The 22,050-nt window shown below is 34.7% G+C and carries 20 protein-coding genes, 1 tRNA gene and 1 other RNA gene; 11 read left to right on the plus strand and 11 right to left on the minus strand.

Annotation, left to right across the window (positions count from 1 at the left end; translation table 11 throughout):
- Positions 1 to 13: 13 nt before the first annotated feature.
- A complete protein-coding gene (locus tag DESTER_RS06475) occupies positions 14 to 688 on the minus strand; it encodes an ABC transporter ATP-binding protein (RefSeq protein ID WP_013638851.1) in 675 nt (224 codons plus the stop codon).
- A 17-nt stretch (positions 689 to 705) separates the two neighbouring features.
- On the opposite strand from DESTER_RS06475, the gene DESTER_RS06480 reads away from it, so the two are divergent.
- The 7 genes from DESTER_RS06480 to DESTER_RS06510 all read left to right on the plus strand — a co-directional run bounded on the left by DESTER_RS06480 (position 706) and on the right by DESTER_RS06510 (position 7,778).
- A complete protein-coding gene (locus DESTER_RS06480) occupies positions 706 to 2,154 on the plus strand; it encodes an HD domain-containing protein (protein ID WP_013638852.1) in 1,449 nt (482 codons plus the stop codon).
- The gene (locus DESTER_RS06485; protein ID WP_013638853.1) at positions 2,132 to 3,247 is read left to right on the plus strand and encodes an amidohydrolase family protein; all 1,116 of its coding nucleotides are present in this window, start codon (positions 2,132 to 2,134) and stop codon (positions 3,245 to 3,247) included. Before DESTER_RS06480 ends, DESTER_RS06485 begins: the two co-directional genes overlap by 23 nt.
- Positions 3,248 to 3,315: 68 nt before the next feature.
- A complete protein-coding gene (gene resB, locus DESTER_RS06490; protein WP_013638854.1) occupies positions 3,316 to 4,647 on the plus strand; it encodes a cytochrome c biogenesis protein ResB in 1,332 nt (443 codons plus the stop codon).
- A complete protein-coding gene (ccsB, locus tag DESTER_RS06495) occupies positions 4,640 to 5,647 on the plus strand; it encodes a c-type cytochrome biogenesis protein CcsB (RefSeq protein WP_013638855.1) in 1,008 nt (335 codons plus the stop codon). Before resB ends, ccsB begins: the two co-directional genes overlap by 8 nt.
- A 57-nt stretch (positions 5,648 to 5,704) precedes the next feature.
- The gene (locus DESTER_RS06500) at positions 5,705 to 6,514 is read left to right on the plus strand and encodes a YihY/virulence factor BrkB family protein (RefSeq protein WP_013638856.1); all 810 of its coding nucleotides are present in this window, start codon (positions 5,705 to 5,707) and stop codon (positions 6,512 to 6,514) included.
- Positions 6,511 to 7,365: a pantoate--beta-alanine ligase gene (panC, locus tag DESTER_RS06505; protein ID WP_013638857.1), complete on the plus strand. Its 855-nt coding sequence runs from the start codon at positions 6,511 to 6,513 to the stop codon at positions 7,363 to 7,365. The genes DESTER_RS06500 and panC overlap by 4 nt, the downstream gene beginning before the upstream one ends.
- Before the next feature lie 11 nt (positions 7,366 to 7,376).
- Positions 7,377 to 7,778: a secondary thiamine-phosphate synthase enzyme YjbQ gene (locus DESTER_RS06510; protein WP_013638858.1), complete on the plus strand. Its 402-nt coding sequence runs from the start codon at positions 7,377 to 7,379 to the stop codon at positions 7,776 to 7,778.
- Between the two features lie 22 nt (positions 7,779 to 7,800).
- On the opposite strand, the gene rnpB is transcribed toward DESTER_RS06510, so the two are convergent.
- From rnpB to recG, 3 genes are all read right to left on the minus strand, one after another.
- Positions 7,801 to 8,130: RNase P RNA component class A (gene rnpB, locus DESTER_RS08120), an RNA gene on the minus strand.
- A 24-nt stretch (positions 8,131 to 8,154) separates the two neighbouring features.
- On the minus strand, positions 8,155 to 8,469 hold the full coding sequence (locus tag DESTER_RS06515) for an MTH1187 family thiamine-binding protein (protein WP_013638859.1): 315 nt from the start codon (positions 8,467 to 8,469) through the stop codon (positions 8,155 to 8,157).
- 24 nt (positions 8,470 to 8,493) lie between these two features.
- Positions 8,494 to 10,950, minus strand: coding sequence for an ATP-dependent DNA helicase RecG (gene recG, locus DESTER_RS06520; protein ID WP_013638860.1), 2,457 nt, complete (start codon positions 10,948 to 10,950; stop codon positions 8,494 to 8,496).
- A 108-nt stretch (positions 10,951 to 11,058) separates the two neighbouring features.
- Between recG and DESTER_RS06525 the strand changes: the two genes are divergently transcribed.
- Genes DESTER_RS06525 through DESTER_RS06535 form a run of 3 tightly spaced genes read left to right on the plus strand, consistent with a single transcriptional unit; the run spans position 11,059 to position 14,675 of the window.
- A complete protein-coding gene (locus tag DESTER_RS06525; RefSeq protein ID WP_013638861.1) occupies positions 11,059 to 12,852 on the plus strand; it encodes a tetratricopeptide repeat protein in 1,794 nt (597 codons plus the stop codon).
- 3 nt (positions 12,853 to 12,855) lie between these two features.
- A complete protein-coding gene (locus tag DESTER_RS06530) occupies positions 12,856 to 14,163 on the plus strand; it encodes an IS110 family RNA-guided transposase (protein WP_013638118.1) in 1,308 nt (435 codons plus the stop codon).
- A gap of 20 nt (positions 14,164 to 14,183) precedes the next feature.
- Entirely contained in the window at positions 14,184 to 14,675 is a 492-nt protein-coding gene (locus DESTER_RS06535; RefSeq protein WP_013638862.1) for a hypothetical protein, read from the plus strand.
- A 40-nt stretch (positions 14,676 to 14,715) separates the two neighbouring features.
- Here DESTER_RS06535 and rplT read toward each other — a convergent pair whose 3' ends face one another.
- The 6 genes from rplT to DESTER_RS06565 all read right to left on the minus strand — a co-directional run bounded on the left by rplT (position 14,716) and on the right by DESTER_RS06565 (position 20,534).
- Positions 14,716 to 15,063, minus strand: coding sequence for a 50S ribosomal protein L20 (gene rplT, locus DESTER_RS06540; protein WP_013638863.1), 348 nt, complete (start codon positions 15,061 to 15,063; stop codon positions 14,716 to 14,718).
- A gap of 63 nt (positions 15,064 to 15,126) precedes the next feature.
- The gene (gene rpmI / locus DESTER_RS06545; protein ID WP_013638864.1) at positions 15,127 to 15,324 is read right to left on the minus strand and encodes a 50S ribosomal protein L35; all 198 of its coding nucleotides are present in this window, start codon (positions 15,322 to 15,324) and stop codon (positions 15,127 to 15,129) included.
- A 355-nt stretch (positions 15,325 to 15,679) separates the two neighbouring features.
- Positions 15,680 to 16,204 (minus strand): translation initiation factor IF-3, encoded by a 525-nt coding sequence (infC, locus tag DESTER_RS06550; protein WP_013638865.1) that lies wholly within the window; start codon positions 16,202 to 16,204, stop codon positions 15,680 to 15,682.
- A 13-nt stretch (positions 16,205 to 16,217) separates the two neighbouring features.
- Entirely contained in the window at positions 16,218 to 18,194 is a 1,977-nt protein-coding gene (gene thrS / locus DESTER_RS06555; RefSeq protein WP_013638866.1) for a threonine--tRNA ligase, read from the minus strand.
- A 22-nt stretch (positions 18,195 to 18,216) separates the two neighbouring features.
- Positions 18,217 to 20,265: a peptidoglycan D,D-transpeptidase FtsI family protein gene (locus tag DESTER_RS06560; protein WP_013638867.1), complete on the minus strand. Its 2,049-nt coding sequence runs from the start codon at positions 20,263 to 20,265 to the stop codon at positions 18,217 to 18,219.
- Positions 20,262 to 20,534 carry a hypothetical protein gene (locus DESTER_RS06565; RefSeq protein ID WP_013638868.1) on the minus strand — a complete coding sequence of 91 codons (273 nt, stop codon included), beginning with the start codon at positions 20,532 to 20,534 and terminating at the stop codon, positions 20,262 to 20,264. Before DESTER_RS06565 ends, DESTER_RS06560 begins: the two co-directional genes overlap by 4 nt.
- Before the next feature lie 45 nt (positions 20,535 to 20,579).
- On the opposite strand from DESTER_RS06565, the gene DESTER_RS06570 reads away from it, so the two are divergent.
- Positions 20,580 to 20,656 (plus strand) — tRNA-Arg (locus tag DESTER_RS06570).
- On the opposite strand, the gene purF is transcribed toward DESTER_RS06570, so the two are convergent.
- Positions 20,657 to 22,045, minus strand: a complete 1,389-nt coding sequence (purF, locus tag DESTER_RS06575) for an amidophosphoribosyltransferase (protein WP_013638869.1) — start codon at positions 22,043 to 22,045, stop codon at positions 20,657 to 20,659.
- Between the last annotated feature and the right edge of the window lie 5 nt (positions 22,046 to 22,050).

Consider the following 22,050-nt stretch of genomic DNA (forward strand, 5'->3'; position numbering starts at 1 on the left):
CCTTCAATTGGTTTTAGTTTAATAAGATACCATCCTTTATAAAGTATATGTTATCTGCAAACTTTTCCAGGTCTTTGTTATGAGTAGCTATTAAGAAAGTAGTACCAAACTTTTTGTTTAATTCCCGCATGAGGGACAAAACTGAAGCAGTAGTTTCGGTATCAAGATTTCCTGTAGGTTCATCTGCCAAAACAATTTCTGGAGAATTTATAAGAGCTCTTGCAATCGCAGCTCTTTGTTTCTCACCGCCCGAAATCTCAAACGGTCTGTGAGATAATCTATACCCAAGACCTATAATTTGCAATAGCTCTGTTGCTTTCTTTTTTGCTTCAGATTTTTTCTCCCCAGCAAGAAGTAGAGGAACCATCACATTTTCAAGAATCGTTAACTCATTTATAAGATAGTGAAACTGGAAAACAAATCCAATTTTTTTATTTCTAAAAGTAGCAAGTTTTTTGCTATTTAACAAGGATAAATCTTTTCCCTTATAAAGAACTTTTCCTTCTGTTGGTTTATCAAGAGTTCCAAGAAGGTGAAGTAAGGTAGATTTTCCAGAACCTGAAGCTCCCATAAGTAAAGAAAATTCCCCTTTTCTTAATTTCAAATTTACTCCTTTTAAAGCTTTTACTTTGTCAGTTTCTGTTTCATATACTTTCCAAAGGTTAACTGTCTCAACGATGATTTCCATTCTATATAATCTCCTTTATGGAAAAGAGAGTTTGTAAGTTAAATTTTTATCATCCTGTAATAGAAAAAATAGAAAGTTGTTTTGAAAAAGCATACCTTGTTGGTGGTTTTGTTAGAGATAAACTCTTAGGAATTTCAAAAGACACAGTCGATATTGATATAGTTACTGTAGATGAGCTCTTAAAAGTTAAAGAGTGTATTTCTAAGGTTTTAAAAGCTTCTTCCTTTACTTTTGAAAAAGAAAAAACAGTTATTACTTTTTTAAGTGACAAATTTCGCCTTGACATCAGCAATCTGCACGGAAAAACCTTGGAAGAAGACTTACTTAAAAGAGATTTTACAATAAACGCAATTGCTGTAGATCTCAAAAAGCTCTTTTCATCATCTAACGACTATATTTTTCTAATTGATCCGTTTGGAGGTTTTGAAGATCTTAAAAAAAGACTTATAAGACCGATAAATGAAAAATCTTTAAGAGACGATCCAGTAAGAATAATTAGAGGTGTTAGGTTCAAAATACTTCTCCAATTTGACTATCACCCCTCATTCTTAAATTATTCAAAAAAAATTTTAGAAAAACTAAAAGAATCTCCTACAGAACGGATAAAAGAAGAATTAATAAAAATTTTAAGGATTGATAAAACATCAGAGGCATTAAAAGATTTTAACTACATAGGCATTTTTCCACTAGTTTTTCCTGAACTTGTAAGCTTAGAAAGTGTCTACCCTTCGGGAGTTCATGAGTATAATCTAAAAGAGCATACGCTAAAGACAGTCGAGTTCTTTGAGAAGTTTTGCTTAAAAGAAAAGGACAAAATTCTCTTAGAGTTTTCAGAAAAGGTAGGTCAAAATGAACTTCTTCCTACACTCCTTGATTCTCACTTTTTAAAGCTTGTAGCTCTTTATCACGACGTTGGGAAACCTTCAACTGTAAATAAAAGAAATGGAAGATTAACATTTTACAATCACGATAAGGTAGGAGCTAAAATAACAAAAGATGCTTTTTTAAGGCTTGGATTTGGAAAAAAAGCTGCCAGTTTAGGATTTAAGGTTATAAAAAATCATCTAAGACCTTTTTTTCTATATGAACTCTTTAAAAAAGAGAAACTTTCAGATAAAGCTATTTATAACTTCTTTAAAAATGCAGAACCTTATAGTTTTCATACTCTTTTACACAGCGTAGCAGACTGGATGGCTACTTCCAAAAAAATGGAATGTGAAGTCAGCAATTTTATTAAGTTCATTCATTTTCTTTTAAGGTTTTACAGAGAAAGGTTAGAAAACCTTAAACCCCTTCTCTCAGGAAAAGAAATTATGGAAATTAAAGGTTTTGACAAGCCAAATAAGTACGTTGGAAAAATTAAAGAAAAGCTTTTAGAACTTCAAGCTATCGGCAAAGTGAAAACAGTAAAAGATGCCGTTAACTTTGTAAAGGGGTATACCTGTGAAAATTCTATTAAAAGCTAATTGGATAGTAACTCCAGAAACAGAAGCCATAAAAGAAGGTTACGTTGTAGTTAAGAATGGAAAAATTGACGGTTACTATAAGAAAAAACCGGAAGGAAACTTTCATAAAGTAATAACTTTAAAAGGAATTCTTTATCCTCCTTTTGTTAATGCACACACCCACTTAGAACTTTCAAACTTAGATTTTAATCCAGATAGATTTCCTTCGTTTTTTGATTGGCTTTTATGGATAATTGGGAAAAGACAGTCATTTTCTGTTAGCGATATAGAAAAAGCTGTTATTAAAGGACTAAAAGAGTCTGAAAGCTACGGGGTTGGATATGTTGGAGACATTTCCTCTTTTGGAATCTCAAGAAAATTTATAAAGAGAGGGATAACCTTTTTGGAAATTATAGGAAAAGACACTGATGTCTCCTCTCTTCCTCCACCACTTTCTATTCATGCAGTTTATTCTGTTTCTTTTAAACTTATAGAAAAGATTGCTCGCGATGCTAAAGAAAGGGGATATAAATTCCAAATTCATCTTGGAGAAACGCAAGAAGAAAGTTTTTTTGTAAGATGCAAAGAAAACAAGTTTGAAAGCTTAGTTTATCCTTTCTTAGGAAGAAAGAGATATGAGTATATATGTTCAGAAAACTTAGTGAGTTATCTAAAAAGAGCAGGAGCTCTCGGTGAAAATCTCATTGCTGTTCATTGCACAAATTTATCAAAAAAAGAGCTCGATTCTCTAATGGAAGCAGATTGTGGCATTGTTCTTTGTCCTCGCAGTAATATACACCTCAAAACAGGGTTCCCTGATGTTCAACATCTTTTAGAATACGAAAAAGTTGGTATTGGAACCGATGGTCTTAGCACAAACCTTTCTCTTTCTGTCATTTCCGAGATAAGAACTATCTATTATAGACTTGAAGGAGCTATTCCGATTAGAAAACTACTTAGAATGGCCACTTACGGCGGAGCTAAAGCTCTTGGAATAAAGGAGTACTCTCAAAAAGCTTCTTTCACTCTCTGCGAAGTAGAAGAAGAAATTAAAGATCCTTTTACTATACTTCTTAAAGATTCGTTAAGTTTTAAATTTCTTGACTTTAAATAGTTAATTTGACTAAAATTGATAAAATAATTGAAAGTGAAGTGCGAGAACGCAGACAGAAGGAGAAAAGAATGGTTAGAAAAATTTACGATTTTCTGAGCTCTGTAAAGCTTGCTATATTCTTTCTTCTGACTCTTGCTGTTACTTCAATAATCGGAACTATCATAGAACAACAGCAAGACCCAGATAAGTATCTAAGGGAATATGGAGAAACTACTTATAAAATCTTTAAATTTTTAGGTTTTACCGATGTTTATCACTCTTGGTGGTACATTCTCCTTTTAATGCTCCTAGCAATTAATCTTATTGTTTGTTCCATTAAAAGACTTCCAAAAATATGGAAAGTTGCAAAAGAACCAAGAAAAACCTTTCCGGAAGGTTATGAAAAAACATTAAAAGTTGTCCACAAAATAACTCTTGCTGGAGATATTAAAGAAATAAAGAATTCTGTTATTGACTCCTTAAATAAACTTCGTTATAAACCAGAAGTTTCAAAAGAAGATGAAGAAGAAATTCATGTTTTTGCAGACAAAAACGTCTTCGCAAGGTTTGGAGTTTATATTGTTCACTTTGGAGTTTTGTTAGTCCTTATCGGTGGACTTCTTACTGCTGTCTTTGGCTATAGAGGTTACATGAATCTTGCTGAAGGAACCAGTAGTAACTTAGTTAGTTTTTTCAGTAGTCCTAAAATTATCGAACTTCCTTTCTCTATAAAATGTAATAAGTTCTTCATAGACTTTTATCCATCAGGTATGCCTAAAGCTTACATATCTGACCTTTCAGTAATTGAAAATGGAAAAGAAGTCTACAGGAAAAAAATAAGGGTTAACGATCCTCTAAAATACAACGGTGTTTACTTTTATCAGGCAAGTTACGGACAGGGAGTAGCAACTCTTCAAATAAAAGAAGGAAATAAAACAAAAACTGTTGAAATTGCATTTGGACAACCCATTGAACTATCACAAAACACATTTTTAAGAATTGTTAGTATTGATGGAAATACTTTAGCAATGGGAGTAGAGTTTATACAAAACGGAAAAGTAAGAGCTGGAGTAATACAACCATTTAACTTTTTCAAAGTTCCAGGAACAGATATTGTCTTCTCTGTAGTCGATGTAAAACCTGCTTTTTATACAGGTCTTCAAGTTGCTAAAGATCCCGGAACGTGGGTTGTTTGGGTTGGAAGTACTATACTTATCCTTGGTTTAATAGTTGCTTTCTTTATTCCTCACAGAAGAGTCTGGACAAGAATAAAGAAAGGAAAAGAAGGAAAAGTAACATTAGTTATTGGAGGAATGACAAATAAGGGTACTGAAGGCCTTGCAACTGAATTAGAAGAGGTCTTAGGGGTACTAAAGTCTTCATACTGCCCAAATACCCCTAAGGAGGAAAACGATGGTTAATTCCGTAACTCTTTTTAACACAGGGATGGTGGCTTTTTCTCTTGCATTCCTTTTCTACACCATTCATACTTTTTCAAAGAGCTCCTGGTCTGGAAAACTTGGAACCTATCTTGCTTGGCTTGGAGTTCTTGTTCAGGGAGCAGCGTTTATTGTAAGAGGAATAGAAAAAGCTAAAGTTAATATGGTTTCAGATTGGACAGCCTTTTATAAGTATGCTCCCTTTACAAATATGTACGAATCTCTTATGCTCTTTGGTTGGATGGCAGTTCTTTTGTATTTGCTTTTTGAATGGAAGTATAAGAACAAGGCATTTGGAATGTTCATCATTCCACTAGCATTAATGGGAGAACTTTCAACTCAAATACTAGGATTTGATGAAGAAGCTCAACCTCTTGTTCCAGCACTTCAAAGTAACTGGCTTCTCTTTCACGTTGTTACAACATTTGTAGGATATGCGGCAGCCGCTGTTAGTGCTGGAATTGCTTATGCATACTTTGCAAGAAGAAACGATACAACAGGAAAGGATTGGACAGTAATCTTTGTTACAACATGGTTTATTTTCTTCTTTGTTATATACTCTGCTTTTAGAGAAAATGTTTTCTTCTTCTTATTTGTTTCCGCTGCCGTAGCAGCTGCTTTCTGTGCTTTTCTTTACCTTCTTAATAGATACGGAATTTCAAAAATCTTTCCTTCTCCTGAAACAATGGAACAAATAATGTACCAATCTGTAGCAGTTGGATTTGTCTTTTTAACAATTGGTATTATCCTTGGAGCTGTCTGGGCTAAGTACGCATGGGGCGGATACTGGTCATGGGATCCAAAAGAAACTTGGTCGTTAATCACTTGGCTTGTTTATGCGGCATATCTCCATGCAAGATACATTAAAGGACTTTCTGGTAAACCTTTAGCCTACTTCACAATAATTGGTTTCTTAAGTGTCATCTTCACTTACTATGGTGTTAACCTTATTATCCCGGGTCTTCACAGCTATGCACAATAGAAAAACTTAAGGTTACCCTTTGGGTAACCTTTTTTATATTGAGATATAATTTTTTTTATGATTTGTAAAAAACTTTTAACAAATAGATCTTTTCTTAGGTATATCCTTTATTCTCTATGTGATGCTGTAGAAAGAGACTACCCTTTTTATGCAGCATCTATTGCTTATTACACATTAGTTTCAATCATTCCTCTTTTCATATTTCTTTTCTTTCTTGGTATGACAGTTTTTCAAATAGACTTTGAAAGTCTAATTCCAAAAGAATTTTTTAATTCACCTCTAAAGCCAATTTTTCTTCAAATTGAGCAAGTTATGAATAAATCCGGATTAATAAGTGGAACTGCAGCTATCGTAATGTTATGGTTTTCTAGAGGTATTTTTCTTTCTTTGGAAAAATCTTTTTGTGAAATTCTCGAAGTTGAAAATTTAGCAGGTTTTTTTTATAGAAATCTTGCTGTCATTCTTGCAATTTTCCTCTTATGGATTTTCATGTTTGTTTTTTATCTTGCTAAATATCTGATTGCTGCACTGCTACCACAAATTCCTATCCTTTCTATCCTATCTTCTCTTTTGGTTCCAATTCTACTATTTGCTATCTTAATTAGCATGTATTACTTCCTTCTACCTATAAAGATACGATTTAACTTTATTTTTAAAATTTCAACTTTTGTTTTCCTTTTATTGACAGTTTTCGAAAAAATATTTATTTGGTTTATTTTTAATGTCTCTAAAGTCAGTATTCTTTATAGTTCCTTTGCAGCTATTATCATTTTTCTTTTATGGATTTATTATTCTGCAATAGTAATATTAATTGGCGTCGGTATAGTAAGAGCTAAACTAATTATGGAAGAGGAGTTGAAGAGATGAAAATTGTTAAAAAAGTTAAGGAAATGAGGGCTATTTCTTCAGCTTTAAGAAGAATTGGAAAAAGGATAGGGTTTGTTCCCACCATGGGATATCTGCATGAAGGACACCTTAGTCTTGTAAAATGCGCAAAAAAGGAAAATGACATTGTAGTTATGAGTATTTTTGTCAACCCAACTCAATTTGGTCCAAATGAAGACTTTGAAAGATACCCCCGAGACTTAGAGAGAGATTCAAAAATAGCTAAGGCTGAAGGAGTTGATTATCTTTTTATTCCTGAAGTTTCCGAAATGTATCCAGAAGGATATTCTACTTATGTAGAAGTTGAAGGTTTAACTGAAGTCCTATGCGGTGCTAAAAGACCAGGACATTTCAAAGGAGTTGCAACAGTTGTTACAAAGCTCTTTAACATTGTTCGTCCTCATAAAGCTTACTTTGGAAAAAAGGATTTTCAACAGTTAAAAGTTATAGAACGCCTTGTAAAAGATCTTAATTTCGATATAGAAATTGTAGGTTGTCCTATAGTAAGAGAAGAAGACGGACTTGCAAAGAGCTCTAGAAACGTCTATCTCTCACCTGAAGAAAGAAAGTCAGCACTTTCTCTTTACAGATCTTTAAAGATTGCAAAAGAGCTCTTTGAAAAAGGAATAAAAGATGCGAAAATAGTAAAAAAAGAAATGGAAAAGTTCATAATGTCACATCCTCATGTTAAAAAAATTGACTACATCGAAATTGTTGACTCAAACTCTCTTAAATCTGTAAAATCAGTAAAAAGAGGTAACTTAATAGCTCTTGCTGTTTTTGTAGGTAACACAAGGCTTATTGATAACTGGGTAGTGGGAGAGGAGCTATAAAGGAGGTTTGAATGGTCTATGAAATTTCTTTAAAAACAACGGGAAGAACTCAACTTGTAGACATAACCCGTCAGGTTGAATCAATTGTTTTACAATCGGGAATTACAAAGGGAATTTGCATAGTTTACGTTCCTCATACGACTGCTGGGGTTACAATAAATGAAAATGCAGATCCTTCCGTAAAGAAAGATATAAAGTCAATGCTTGATAAATTAATTCCATGGAGAGAATCTTTTTACGAACATGCCGAAGGTAACTCTGCTGCTCATATAAAATCTTCGCTTTTGGGTTGCAGTCAAACTGTCATAATTAATGACGGAAAACTTTTACTTGGAACATGGCAAGGTATTTACTTTTGTGAATTTGATGGTCCAAGAACAAGAAAAGTTTATGTAAAAGTTATTGAAGGTTAGTCAAATATTAGTTAGAAATTAGTTATGGAGCAGGCGTGTAAGCCGGGTTCTGTTTAAAGGGGTCATTTATCTTATGCGGCTTACCCGCTGGCTTCGGACGGGCAACCCTCAAACGCCAGCCTATTTAGCCTTGCTCCGGGAGGGGGTTACCGTGCCTCTTTCCCTCACGGGAAAGAGCGGTGGTCTCTTACACCACCTTTTCACCCTTACCACCTTATAGGTGGCGGTATGTTTTCTGTGGCCCTATCCGTGAGGTTACCCTCACCTGGCTTAACGCCAGCTCCCTGCCCTGTGGAGCCCGGACTTTCCTCTCGGAGGACTAAACCCTCCGAGCGACCCCGCAGCCTGCTCCACTATAAATTTAATCTGTTATCTGTTATTTGCTAACCTCTTTTTTCAGTTTACTCTCAACCGATTTTATCTTTTGAACCATTCTGTCACTTTTACCTTTTCTAATGTCAAACTTCACAACAGAATAAACTCTATTACAGTCTGCTTCTAGCTGCTGATATGCCCTTTTTATCAGCTCAAGCGCTTCCTCCATAGTCTCAGTTTCAAAAACTGTTCCCATAGGGGTAAGCTTATACGGAATACCGCTTTCATCTATCATTTTTATAATTCTTGTAACATACGGACTTACACTTTCTCCCTTATCTGTTGGAAACATGGCAAACTCTACAAGCACAGACATTTCTTCCTCCTTGCGATTAAGTTCTTAACCTACTTCTACAAAATCAAACTTTTCTCCAAATCTAAATCTCATTAATTCTTTAAGGTCGTTTAACCCTTCAAGCTCTGGATTTCTTTCTACAAGTTTTTGGGCTTCTTCTCTTGCTATTTTCAGAATCTCAAAATCCCTCCTTAAATCAGCAATCTTAAAGTCTCCAAGCCCTGACTGTCTCGTTCCAAAAATTTCTCCAGGCCCTCTAAACTGAAGATCAGCTTCTGCAATCTTGAAACCATCATTTGTTGACTCAAGAACCCTTAACCTTTTTATTGAATCTTCACTTATGCTTCTTTTTGTAATAAGAAAGCAATAAGATTGCCTATTTCCTCTTCCAACTCTACCTCTAAGCTGGTGAAGCTGTGCAAGCCCAAAGCGTTCAGCATGTTCTATAACCATGACCGTTGCCTCTGGAACGTCAACACCAACTTCAATAACAGTAGTTGAAACAAGAACTTGATACTCTCCTCTTTTGAATTTTTCCATAATCTCGTCTTTTTCTTCTTGTTTCATCTTACCATGGAGAAGTCCAACTGAATAGGGTTTAAGCTTTTTTTCCCAGTAATGATGCATTTCAGTGGCTGCTTTGAGTTCTAACTTTTCAGACTCTTCTATAAGCGGATATACTATATAAACTCTATTTTTCATCTTTAATTCTTTTAGAAGAAATCTTACTAGAGTATCTCTTTCATCTTCAAATAAAATCTTTGTCTTAATAGGTTTTCTTCCTGCTGGAAGTTCATCTATAACCGAAATATCAAGATCTCCGTAAGCTGTCATTGCAAGGGTTCTTGGAATTGGAGTTGCGGTCATTACCAAAACATCTGGCAATTTTCCTTTTTTCTTAAGTTCTACTCTTTGCTTTACTCCAAATCTATGCTGTTCATCTATTATTGCTAATCCAAGATTTTTAAATTCAACAGTTTCCTGAATTAGAGCATGAGTTCCAACTACCACTTGAATAAACCCTTCTTTTATTGCTCTATACATCGTTTCTTTTTCTTTTTTTGTCATACTACCAGTAAGAAGTCCAACTTTTATGCTAAAAGGTTTCAAAAATTCTCTAAACTTTTTAAAGTGCTGGTTTGCTAGAATTTCTGTTGGAGCCATAACTGCTGTCTGATAACCACTTTTTGCAGCAAAAAAGGCTGCTGCTGCTGCAACAACCGTTTTACCACTTCCAACATCTCCCTGTACAAGTCTGTTCATCGGTTCATCTTTTTTCATATCTTCCATTATTTCTCTTAAGACTTTTTCTTGAGCATTAGTTAAACTGAATGGGAGAGCTTTTTTAAACTCATCCACCAATTCTTTCTTAACTGGAAAAGCTATCCCTTTTTCTCCTTTTATCTTCTGTTTGTGGAGAGCTAGAGCAAGCTGAAAGAGAAAAAGCTCATCAAAAATTACCCTCTTTTGAGATGGAGTTTTGAAATTTAAGAGGTCCTGTGCATCTTCATCAAATGGAAAGTGTACCCTCCAAAAAGCTGTAGCAATATCAGGAAAAGAGTATCTTTTAAGCAATTCTTGGGGTAAATATTCAGGCAAAAAGGGAATTACTCTCTTAACAATATTTCCAATATCCTTTCTTATAGTCGATTGTTTTATACCCTCAGATGAATGATAAACAGGTAGAATCACTCCAAGTTTTTCAAGTTTTCCCCTATTTTTATCAAAAATTTCAACTTCAGGATGAACCATTGAGTAACTGCCCATTTCTCTTTTTACAATTCCATATGCAAGGACTTCTTTTTCAAGCTCCTTTGCCTTTGAAAAGAGCATTTTATAGTAGTTAAGGACTCTTTCTTGAAGAAATATTAAAGTAACTGTTCCGGTCTTGTCGTATAAGATAACTTTTAAGATTTTCTTTTTTTTCTTTGAAGTTTCAATAACTAATACATTTACTACTTTCCCCTTAACCAAAAAAACTTGACCGGGTTTTAAAAAACTCATAGGAGTAATAGTTGTTCTATCTTCATATCTAAAAGGAAGATAGTAGATAGCATCTAGGATTGTTTCTATGCTTAGCTTTTTAAGTCTTTCAACAGTTTTCTTTTTAATACCCTTGATAGTCGAAATTGGCTGAAAAAAGGCCTTTATAGGATATGTCTTCTTTCTTTCAAATTTTTCCTGACTAGAAAATATTCTCTCTCTAGGAATTTCTTCTTTTCTGGCTTTTTCTATTTCTTCTTCAGAGAATTTAAGGAGTATGACAGAGTGAAGCTCTTTAAAAAACCTTTTTTTCTGCTCTTTTGTAAAAGAATCGTAATTTTCAAAAAGTTTTAAGACCTTTGAAACCCATAACTTTCTTTTCCTATCAAGATGAGGATAGAGCTCTTTTAAAAGATTAGAAACAGTTTTATCCGGATTTTTGATTCTCTCAAAGTATTTAAAATCATCTTGAACAATAAGATTTAATAAATCCTTCAATCTCCTTAGTAGTTTTCTCATCAAAATCCCTTAATCAAGTTTTTAGACCTATATTTTAAGCTATGTATGTTGTTATTTTATTTGCTATTATTTTTTTAAAATTTAATCTCGAACCTTAAGGGAAGGAATATGAAAAGAGCTCTTTATCTATCAACTGCTTTATTGGTTTTTTCTTCATGTGCCACTCTTACGAAAAAAGAAAGCACGACCACTGAAAAAATAAAACCTGAAAAAGAAAGAGTAAAAAAAGAGACTGCAGTATCACCGCTGATTAATCAGAACGTAAAAAAGGAAAGTTATAAAGCTGAACCTGGAGCTGTTTACTACTACATGCTGTTTCTCAACGAGAAAGAAAAGGGTAATTTTGAAAAAGCTTACAGAGCAATCAGAGAAGCCGTTAAAAAAGACCCTAAAAATATCAACTATCTCTTAGAGGCAGCAAGGTTTACAGCTAACCTAAAAAAACTTGAAGATGCTGAAGAATTTGCCAAGAAAGCCCTATCTATAGATCCTAAAAATCCTAAAGCTCTAAAGCTTTTAGCTGGAATTTCCATTATAAAAGGGAATAAGAAAGAAGCAGAAAGATACTATAAAAGAATTCTATCTACTGCTCCTGATAAAAGCACTTACATAATGCTGGCAAACCTATACATTAATGAGAAGAAATACTTGGAAGCTCAAAAACTTCTTACTGAAGCCTTAAAAAAATATCCTTCAGATTTTCTAATCAATTATTTTCTTGGAGAAGTTTCCTTTCTTAAAGGAAAAATAAATACTGCAAGAAATTACATAGAAAAAGCTATTAAATTAAATCCTAACTTTGAAAGCGCTTATGTTCTACTAGGGAAAATTTACCTTAAAGAAAAAGACTATAAGAAAGCAGAAAAGTTCTTAGAAAAAGTCTTAGATAAAAATCCAGATAACATCTATGCATTGAAAGAGATTTTTATTATCTACTTAAAGCAGAATAAGACTAATGAAGCACTCAACGTAATAAACAGATTAGTAAAGTTAGACCCTTATAATTTAAGGCTTCTTTCTTGGGTTGCTGCAAGCCTTTTTGAAATGAAAGAGTATAAAAAAGTTATACCTCTTATAGAACGTATCACAAAACTTAATCCTGATAATCCAAATGTGTACTTTATGCTTGGACTTGCCTATGAAATGTCTGGAAATTACGAAAAAGCATTGGAAGCTTACGAAAAATCTCTTGATCTTTATCCTGAAAATCCAACCGTTTTAGAAAAAACAGCCTTTCTTCTTTATAAAATGAATAGATTAAGCGATGCAAAAGCATATTTTGAAAGACTTTGGCAACTTACAAACAAGCCTGGATATCTTATCCAAGTTGCAGTAATTGACGATAAAGAAGGAAACACTGAAGAAGCGTATAATCTTCTGAAAACTTGGGAAAAAGACTTGAAAAACTTTGGAGATCTCTATTTTCATCTTGCCTATTTTGCCGAAAAACTTGGAAAAGATAAGGAAACAGAAGGCTACCTTAAAAAGCTACTTCAGATAGAACCATCTCCCGATGTTTATAACTACCTTGCTTACTTTTATGCTAACAGAGGCATTAATTTAGATGAAGCAGAAAAGCTTGCTGAAAAAGCTCTTAAAGCAGAACCGGAAAATCCTGCCTTCCTTGATACCTTAGGATGGGTTCTATACAAAAAAGGTGATTATAAAAACGCATGTAAATACTTAGAAAAAGCATTGAAATTAAAACAAGATGATCCTGTAATAAGCGAACACTATGGTGAATGCCTTTATAAGACAGGAAGGCTTAAAGAAGCTAAAGAATATCTTCTTAAAGCCTCTTCAAAAATAGAAAAAGACCCTTCTATTCAAAAGGAAGAAAAAGGCATTCTTCAAAGAATAAGAAAAATTTTAAGAGAAATAAAAATAAAGGAGATGATATAAAAGATGTCACCCCCTGAAATTCGGGACTATAGTAAAGAGGCAACCTTTAAAGGCAGGAGGCTGGATTTTTCCCTGGGGAATAAGCCCCGTGCGTGGAGATTAGCCGATGCCTCCTGCCGGCTAATTATAGTGGCGGGAAGCGCCGTATTGGAGTATGGGAATAGTTCCGAAGCAGAGGTTGCAAAACACAAAACATATCAGGGGGTAGAGATGAAGGAGAAGGTAGAGAAAACACTGTATGTCGGAGTGGACTACCACAAAAACAGCTTTACAGCAGCTTATTTAGATTGTCTGACAGGGATACTTAATACCAAGAAGTACGAAGCAGAAGAGTTAGAGAAATTTAAAAATCACCTAACAACTTTTAGGAAAAAAGGATATTCAGTAAAAGTTGCGGTAGAAACCTTAACAGGAGTAACATTTTTTACGGAGGAGATAAGGAACTGCGTTGATGAAATAACTTACGTTAACACTAACAAATTTAAGAACATTCTAAAAGGTGTTAACAGTGCTAAAAACGACAGGATAGATGCAGAAACGATAGCCATTTACTATGAAATGGGCTTACTTCCGACAGTTTACGTCCCGACGAGAAAAGAAAAAGAGCTAAGGATAAAGATGAAAGAGAGAGATAGCTTTGTAGATATGAGAAAAGGGGTAATTAACAGACTTCATAGCCTATTGCTTGAATATGGGATAAAGACAAACAAGAGAGAACTCACCACGAAGAAAGGGATGGAAAGGATAAAGGAAGAAACGAAGAAGAAAGTGCCTCCGTCATTACGAGAAACGATATGGAGGCAAATAGAAACAATAGAATACTTAACAGATAAGATAAGAGAGACAGAAGAAGATATCAAGAGTTTTATAGGAGAAGATGAGGAGCTTAAGGGAAAAGTAGAACTTCTAAAAAGCATACCTGGAGTAGGAGATATAGTAGCTATAGCCTTTATATCTGCCGTATGTAACGAAGAGAGGTTTGAAAACGGAGACAAGGTAGCGGCTTATTTTGGACTTGTTCCTCGTGTTAATAGCAGTGGAGACGAAGTTAGAAATGGAAGGATAACAAAGAAAGGGGACAGCAGAACGAGGAACAAGATTATCCAGGCTACGAGAGCGTTATTGAACAGCAAGTTAGACAATTCAGTTAAAAGATTTTACGAAGGGTTAGTTAAGAAAGGTTTAGAGAAGAAGAAAGCGCTGATAGCTGCGGCGAGGAAATTGGTTAAAGTAATGTTCGCAGTTTTGAGAGAGAGAAGGCAATTTATGGATTTTGTTGAAAATAAATGCAACCTCTGTGTTGGGGGTTGACATCTTTCATAGGAGGAGAAATGAACTTCACAATGATTCTTTGGGGATTAATAGCTTTTCTTATTATAAGTCTTCCAACAATCACAGGACTTATGAGAGTAAACGCTGCTCTTAAGTTTCTACTAAAAAATAAGGAAAAAGATTTCTCTCCTTTAAATGCTATCAAACCTGGAGGTTTTGCCTATGCTCTTACTTTCAGCTTTAAGATAACTTTCCTAACGGCAATCATACTTGACTATGCTGAGTATGTAAAACAAACCTACTTTATAGTTTCCCTCTACATATTCTTTATAATGCTGGACTTTATAGTTCAAAACTCTGGACAAGAATATATGTTACTAGCAAACAACATAAAAAGTGCTTTTATAGGAGCAACTTTAGTTGCTCTAATAATATTTGTTGAGAATTTTCTTATAATGAGAAAGCTTAAGAAGATAATTCCAGCAGAAATTGAAAATATTAAAAAGAATAAAGTTTCTCCTGCTTTGAAAACTTTTGACCATAGGGGATAAATAAAAAGCCCCCATTTCCTTGGGGGCTTTTTATAGACTATTAAAGAGCTGCTTTTGCTTTTTCTACAATTACCTTGAAAGCTTCAGGATCTCTAACGGCAATGTCAGCAAGAACTTTTCTATCAAGCTCAATCCCTGCTTTTTTAAGACCGTTTATGAACTTGCTGTAATTAAGACCAAGAGGTCTTACAGCAGCATTAATCCTCGCAATCCAAAGTCTTCTGAAATCCCTCTTTCTTTCTCTTCTATGCTTGTAAGCATAAAAGAGGGATTTCATCACAGCAATTTTCATTGTTCTAAAGAGTCTAGACCTACCACCAAAGTAACCTTTGGTAAGTTTCTTAAGCTTTTTCCTCTTATACCTTCTTGGACTTGTCTTTACTCTCATGTCTCCTCCTTAAAATAGTGAGCTGCAGGCGCCCTATAAGGCTTTACTGCCTGCTTGCATCACTTACTTGTAAAGTACTAACTGTTTGTAGTTTGCTGCCTGAGCTCCCTCAAGATAAGCAGCTTTTCTTAGCTTTCTTTTCCTCTTTCTACTCTTCTTTGTGAGAATATGGCTCTTGTTAGGATGCCAGTGCTTAATCTTTCCTTTTGCTGTTACTTTAACCCTTTTTGCTGCAGATCTTCTTGTCTTGATTTTTGGCATTGCAGAGCCTCCTTACTATTTTAAAAACGAGCGTGAACTATTCCTCATTGAAATGAGGAGCTTCCCGCTTCAACGAGTGCGCTCGCACTCTCTGCGGGCGTAAGTTCGGGTCGTTCCAACCCTACCGCTCGTAAGGTGAGCGACCCCGCTACCAGTCCCCTCCCCGCATCCACCGTTCATTAGGTAGGTGGATGGGCCGTCTACTAGTAGCACACCCGACCTATTCACTTGTTCAAAGACCAGTAGGCTTGGTTATCGCCTTGCGTAAATTATATCAAACAACGGCTTACGCCGTGCGCTGTATCTCCCCTTTGAAAAGGAGAGGATTAGCGCAAAATTCTTCCTAAATTATAGGCTATTTTTTCTTAGGTGCAAGTATCATAATCATATCTCTACCTTCTTTCTTAGGCTTCTTCTCTATTTCCGCTATATCCTGGACAGCTTCATATATCTTCATAAGTTGAGCTTCTCCTAACTCAATATGAGCCTGTTCTCTTCCTCTAAACATAACTACTGCCTTTACTTTATTTCCTTTCTCAAGGAATTTTCTAGTCTGTTTTATTCTTACTTGTAGGTCATGTTCATCTGTTCTTGGACGTACCTTTACAGTCTTAACCTCAATTGTTTTTTGCTTCTTTTTCGCTTCATGCATCTTTTTCTGCTGCTGATACTTGTACTTTCCATAATCCATAATACGGCAAACGGGAGGATTAGCATTTGGGGAAACTTCAACAAGGTCAAGACCTTGCTCCTTTGCTAGTTGCAATGCCTTTAGCGTAGGCATTACTCCTAACTTGGTTCCGTCACTGTCAATAACTAGAACTTCCCTTGCTCTAATTTTCTCGTTTACCCTTGTTTGATCAAGCTTCTTACTAATGATACCCTCCTTTAAATTAGAGTTTTTCTTTAATCTCTGTAAGAATTTTATCTAAAAAGTTAGATATTTCCATACTGCCAAGATCTCCTTCCTTTTTAGATCTAACAGAAACCGTATTGCTTTCCTGCTCCTTTTCTCCAACTATTACCATGTATGGAATTTTTAAAAGTTCTGCTTTTCTTATCTTATAACCTACTTTTCCGCTTTCATCGTCAAGTTTAGCTCTTATGCCAACTTCTTTTAGCTTTCTAAAAACATTTTCTGCATAATTTATGTACTTATCACTAACAGGTATTACTACAACTTGAGTAGGAGCAAGCCATAAAGGAAAGAGCCCTGCATAGTGTTCTATGAGAAGACCTATAAATCTTTCAATACTTCCCATTATTGCTCTATGAACCATAACAGGTCTTTTCTTTTCTCCATCACGGTCAACATAAGTTAGGTCAAACCTTTCTGGAAGATTGAAATCAACTTGAATAGTTGGTCCATCCCACTTTCTTCCAATAGCGTCAAGTACAGCTATGTCAATTTTTGGACCGTAAAAAGCACCGTCTCCTTCCACTATGTTGTATTCTAAACCTCTTTCTTTCAAAGCATCTATAAGAGCTTGTGTTGCATGCTCCCAAGCTTCGTCACTACCAATGTACTTTTCAGGTTTTGTTCCAATGTTTATAACATAGTCAAGCTTAAAGACTGAAAGGAGCTCCATAACATAGTCAAGTACACCAAGGATTTCATCTTTGAGCTGATCAGGACGGCAGAAAATATGTCCATCATCTTGAGTGAAACCTCTAACTCTTAAAAGACCATGTAAAGAACCGCTCTTTTCGTATCTATGAACGGTACCAAATTCAAAAAATCTCAAAGGTAAGTCTTTATAACTTCTTGGTTGAGATTTATAAATAAGAATATGACCTGGACAGTTCATAGGTTTAACGGCATACCAGTTAGCTCTTTCAACCTCTTCACAGGTAAGAGGCACTTTTTCATTTCCCAGTTTTTCTTCTTCATCATGCTCAACTACAGGAACAAAAAACATGTTCTCTTTGTAAAAGTCGTAATGTCCAGAAATTTTCCAGAGATCTGCTTTCATTATGTGAGGTGTGTAGATTCGCTGGTATCCTCTCTTTTCATGCTCTTTTTCGACCCATTCTTCAATCTCTCTTCTAATGATGGCTCCGTTTGGATGCCAGAATACTAGTCCAGAACCTGCTTCTTCGTAAATAGAAAAGAGGTCAAGTTGCTTTCCTAAAACTCTATGATCTCTCTTTTTAGCTTCTTCAAGTCTATGAAGGTATTCTTCAAGTTCTTTTTTCTTCCAAAAAGCTGTTCCATAAATTCTTTGAAGCATTTTATTCTTTGAGTCTCCACGCCAGTAAGCACCTGCTACAGAGAGAAGTTTAAAAGCCTTAACCATTCCAGCATGTTCAATATGTGGTCCTTTACAAAGGTCAAAGAAATCTTCTCCAAGCCAATAAATGGTTATTTTTTCATTTTCAGAAATAGAATCTAAAAGTTCTGTTTTATAAGGATCATCTTTAAAAAGTTCAAGAGCTTGTTCTCTTGTTATTTCTTCTCTTCTAAAAGTTTCTTTTGCTTTTATAATCTTTTCCATTTCAGCTTCTAATTTTGATAGGTCTTCTTCTGATATCGAAGTAGGTAAATCAAAGTCATAATAAAATCCTTCATTTGTAGCAGGTCCTATCCCAAGCTTTACTTTATCTTTTCCGTAAACCCTTTTAACTGCCTTTGCAAGTATGTGAGCTACACTATGTCTTAAAACTTCAAGAGATTCTGGATCTTTTTGTGTAATTATCTTAATTTTTCCACTTCGTTCTATAGGAGTGTGAATGTCTATGAGCTCTCCATTAAAGAAAGCTCCAACAGCATTTTTTTCAAGACTTTTAGCTATTTTACCTGCTATTTCCTTTACGCTTGTTTTTCCTTCAAATGTTAGTTTGCTACCATCAGGAAGTTCTATCTCAATCATCTCTTACCTCTCTAAGCAAATTTTAATGAGCAATTTTACTATTATGCAAAGCGTTTTTAAGAATGAAGTCGCTATTTATCTCTTTTGAAACTATGGTACCATTTTCCTCTAAAATGTATTCTTTTTTATCTGGAGCAACTCTCTCATACAGTAAAATTCTCTCGGCAAGTTCTCTAAATATTGGAACTGCAATTTTGCTTGCCCAGAGCATATTTTGGGGCACTTTGGGTTCGTCAACAGTTACAACTAAAACATATCGGGGATTTGTCATAGGAAAAGCACCAGCAAAAGTTGCTGTAATTTTAGATTTACTGTACATATGAATTTTAGGATCATATTTTAAGGCTGTTCCTGTTTTTCCACCTACAAAATAGTTTTCAAATCTTGTACCGACTCCTGTTCCTCCTTCAACAACCATTGTAAGAATTCTTCTCATTATTTTAGATGTATTCTCGGAAATAACTTTTCTTACTTTAATAGAAGGAAATCGCTTAATTATATTTCCTTTTTCATCTACAATAGAGGAAATAATCTTAGGTTTTACGTAATAGCCTCCATTAACAAGGACTGAATAAGCTGCAGCAAGTTGTAAAGTTGTAACTAAGATGTTGTGTCCAAAGGAAAGAGTTGCAAACTCTACATCTTTCCACTTTCTCCAGTTTCTAAGCTTTCCAGGATTTTCTCCTGGGAGCTCTATACCTGTCTTTTCACCAAATCCAAAAGCCTTTAGGTATTTGTAATACTTTTCTTTACCTAACTTTTGAGCTACTTGAATAATTCCTACATTATCTGAGTACTGTATTATTTCCCAGGCTCTTAGTTTTACATCTTTTCCATGAAATTCGTTCTTAAAAACTTTATTTCCTACTTTAAAAGTAGCCGGACATTCAAAAACGGAATCTTTCGTAATGAGACCTTCATTAATAGCAGCCGCCATTACAACTGGTTTCATAACAGACCCTGGCTCGTAAGGAGCTGTTATAAATCGAGGATTGAGTTTTGAAATAAAATCTTTAGTTTTCTTTTCACTATACTTATAAAAAGGATAACTGGCAGCAGCAACTATTTCACCTGTATAAGGATTCATAAGAACTGCGTTTATAAAGTTTGGATTCCATTCTTTTCCATACTTTTCCAAAGTTTTTTCAAAAATATACTGAAGATTAGCATCTATTGTTGTTACCACATTGTTTCCTTTTTTCTTTGTCAAGAAGATAGAGGCTTCTTTTCCAAGATACACTTTCCCTCTTGCGTCTCTTTGACCTGAAAGGAAAATGACATCTCCCGTTATTATTTTCTTCTTCTCAAGAAGATACTCAAGACCTGAAAGTCCTTCTCCCACTTTATTTGTAATACCAACTACCACAGAACCAACACCGTAAGGATATACTCTTTGATACTCAGAAACAAAACCAACAAGGTCAGGATATTTTTTCCTAAACCTGTTTTCACCTGAAAGAGCATAGTAAACCCTAAGTAACGTACTTACGGCTTGGTATGCCTTATTTTTTGAAACGGAAACTTCTTTTTTTAGCCAAACAAAAGGTACTTTTATTTCTTTATATTTTCCATCTTCTCCCTTGATCTTTGCTACGATAAAGTTCTTCTTGTAAGCTTTTGAAATATCATCGGCAGTTATAAAAGAAAAGGGTTTAAGCTTTTCTTCTATGCTTTTTAAATTTTCTACTGAAAAAGAATTCTTTTTCTCAAGATAAAGTTTTATCGTTTTAGGATCTCTAAGAAGAATTTTTTTAAAGAGCTCTCTATCCTTAATTTCTGTCGGTCTTATGTAAAAAGAAACAACTTTTTCACTAACTGCAAGCGGAATACCGTTTCTATCAAAAATTTTTCCTCTTTCAGAAGATACCTTTATAGCTCCTTCAAACTGCTTTTTTACTAAGCCTATCCAATAATTTTTTTCAAAATAGGAAAGAGAAAGAAGTTTAAATGAATATATCAGAAATAAAAAGATTGAAACAAATAAAAACAGATTTAATCTATCATCTTTAAAGGGTCTAACAAAGTTATAAAGCTTTAAAAAGAAACGTCTTAAGACATAAAACAACTTCATTTTAGGTATTTTACCTCGTTCTCATGTAGTAACTTCATATCCTTTGATTTTGAATCTATTATTTCAGGTCTTAGTTTTCTGTAAAATTCGATAGTCATTCTGTTATTTTCTTCCTTTAGCTGTTCTATTCTATTGATTAATCTTGATATTTTTGAACGCTCATAAGTACATTTAGATCTTATGTTAATTATTTTTACACTAACAAACAGAACGATAATCAAACTAATAAGATAGCTAAGAAAACAGAAGTACTTTTTCAGATTCTTCACAGCCGCTTCCAGAAGATTATATTATTCCTACTGCAAATAAATTATGCGCCTGTAGCTCAGCTGGATAGAGCCTCGGACTCCGGATCCGAGCGTCGCGGGTTCAAGTCCCGCCAGGCGCACCACTATTTCTTTTCAGCTTGTCTTGTAATGGTTTCTGGAACGCTTAATGGATAGTTTCCATCAAAGCATGCTGTACAAAAACTATCTTTGTTACCTCCAGCAGCTCTTATCATTCCTTCAAGTGAAAGATATCCAAGAGAGTCAGCTTCTATATATTTACATATTTCCTCTATAGAGTGAGAAGAAGCTATTAGTTGATCTCGTGTCGGAGTATCAATACCAAAGTAACACGGCCATTTAGTAGGTGGAGAACTTATTCTCATGTGAACTTCTTTTGCTCCTGCTTCTCTTAACATCCTTATTATCTTTCTACTGGTTGTTCCTCTTACGATAGAGTCATCTATTACAACTATTCTCTTATTCTTTAAAAGCTCAGGAATTGGATTAAGTTTCACCCTTACTCCAATATCTCTCATCTTTTGATCTGGTTTGATAAACGTTCTACCAACATAGTGATTCCTTATTAATCCCATTTCAAAAGGTATTCTGCTTTCTTGGGAATATCCAAGAGCAGGAACTACGCCAGAATCGGGAACAGGAATGACAAGGTCTGCTTTTACAGGATACTCTCTTGCTAAGATTTTTCCAAACTCTTTCCTTACTTCATAAACGCTTTTTCCAAATATTTTACTATCTGGTCTTGCAAAGTAAACAAACTCAAAAACACACTGAGATTTTTTGCAGTTTTCACAACCAGGAATTTGATAAGAACTTATTTCTCCATTTTCAATGACAACTACTTCTCCAGGTTCAACATCTCTTATGTACTTTGCCCCTATAAGGTCAAAAGCACATGTTTCAGATGCAAATACTATACTGCCGTCAAGCTCTCCCATGCATAAAGGTCTAAAACCCCAAGGATCTCTTGCAGCAATAAGCTTTTTGTTTGTCATAACAAGAAGAGAATAAGCACCTTTAAGTTTTGAAAGAGCATCCATAAGTTTTTCTAAAAACTTTCTTTTCTTAGACTTTACTATCAAATGAACTATCACTTCAGAATCTGTAGTCCCTCTAAAAATGGAACCTTCTTCTTCAAGTTTTTCCCGGAGCTCTAAAGCATTAACGATATTTCCATTATGAGCAATTGCCATTTGACCGTATTTGTATGAAACAACTATAGGTTGAATGTTATCAGGAGAATCTGAAGCTCCAGAAGTTGAATATCTATTATGTCCAACTGCAACAAAACCTGTTAAATGTTTTAAACTTTCATTTTTAAAGACAGATGAAACAAGGCCAAAATCTCTATAGTAGGTTATTCTTTCTCCGTTAGTTACCGCAATTCCAGCACTTTCCTGTCCTCTATGCTGTAAGGCATAAAGACCAAGGTAAGTGTAATATGCAGCATTAGGATTGTTGTAAATTCCAAAAACTCCACAGTACTCTTTCATCTCTC

This window comes from Desulfurobacterium thermolithotrophum DSM 11699 (assembly GCF_000191045.1).
GTDB lineage: Bacteria > Aquificota > Aquificia > Desulfurobacteriales > Desulfurobacteriaceae > Desulfurobacterium > Desulfurobacterium thermolithotrophum.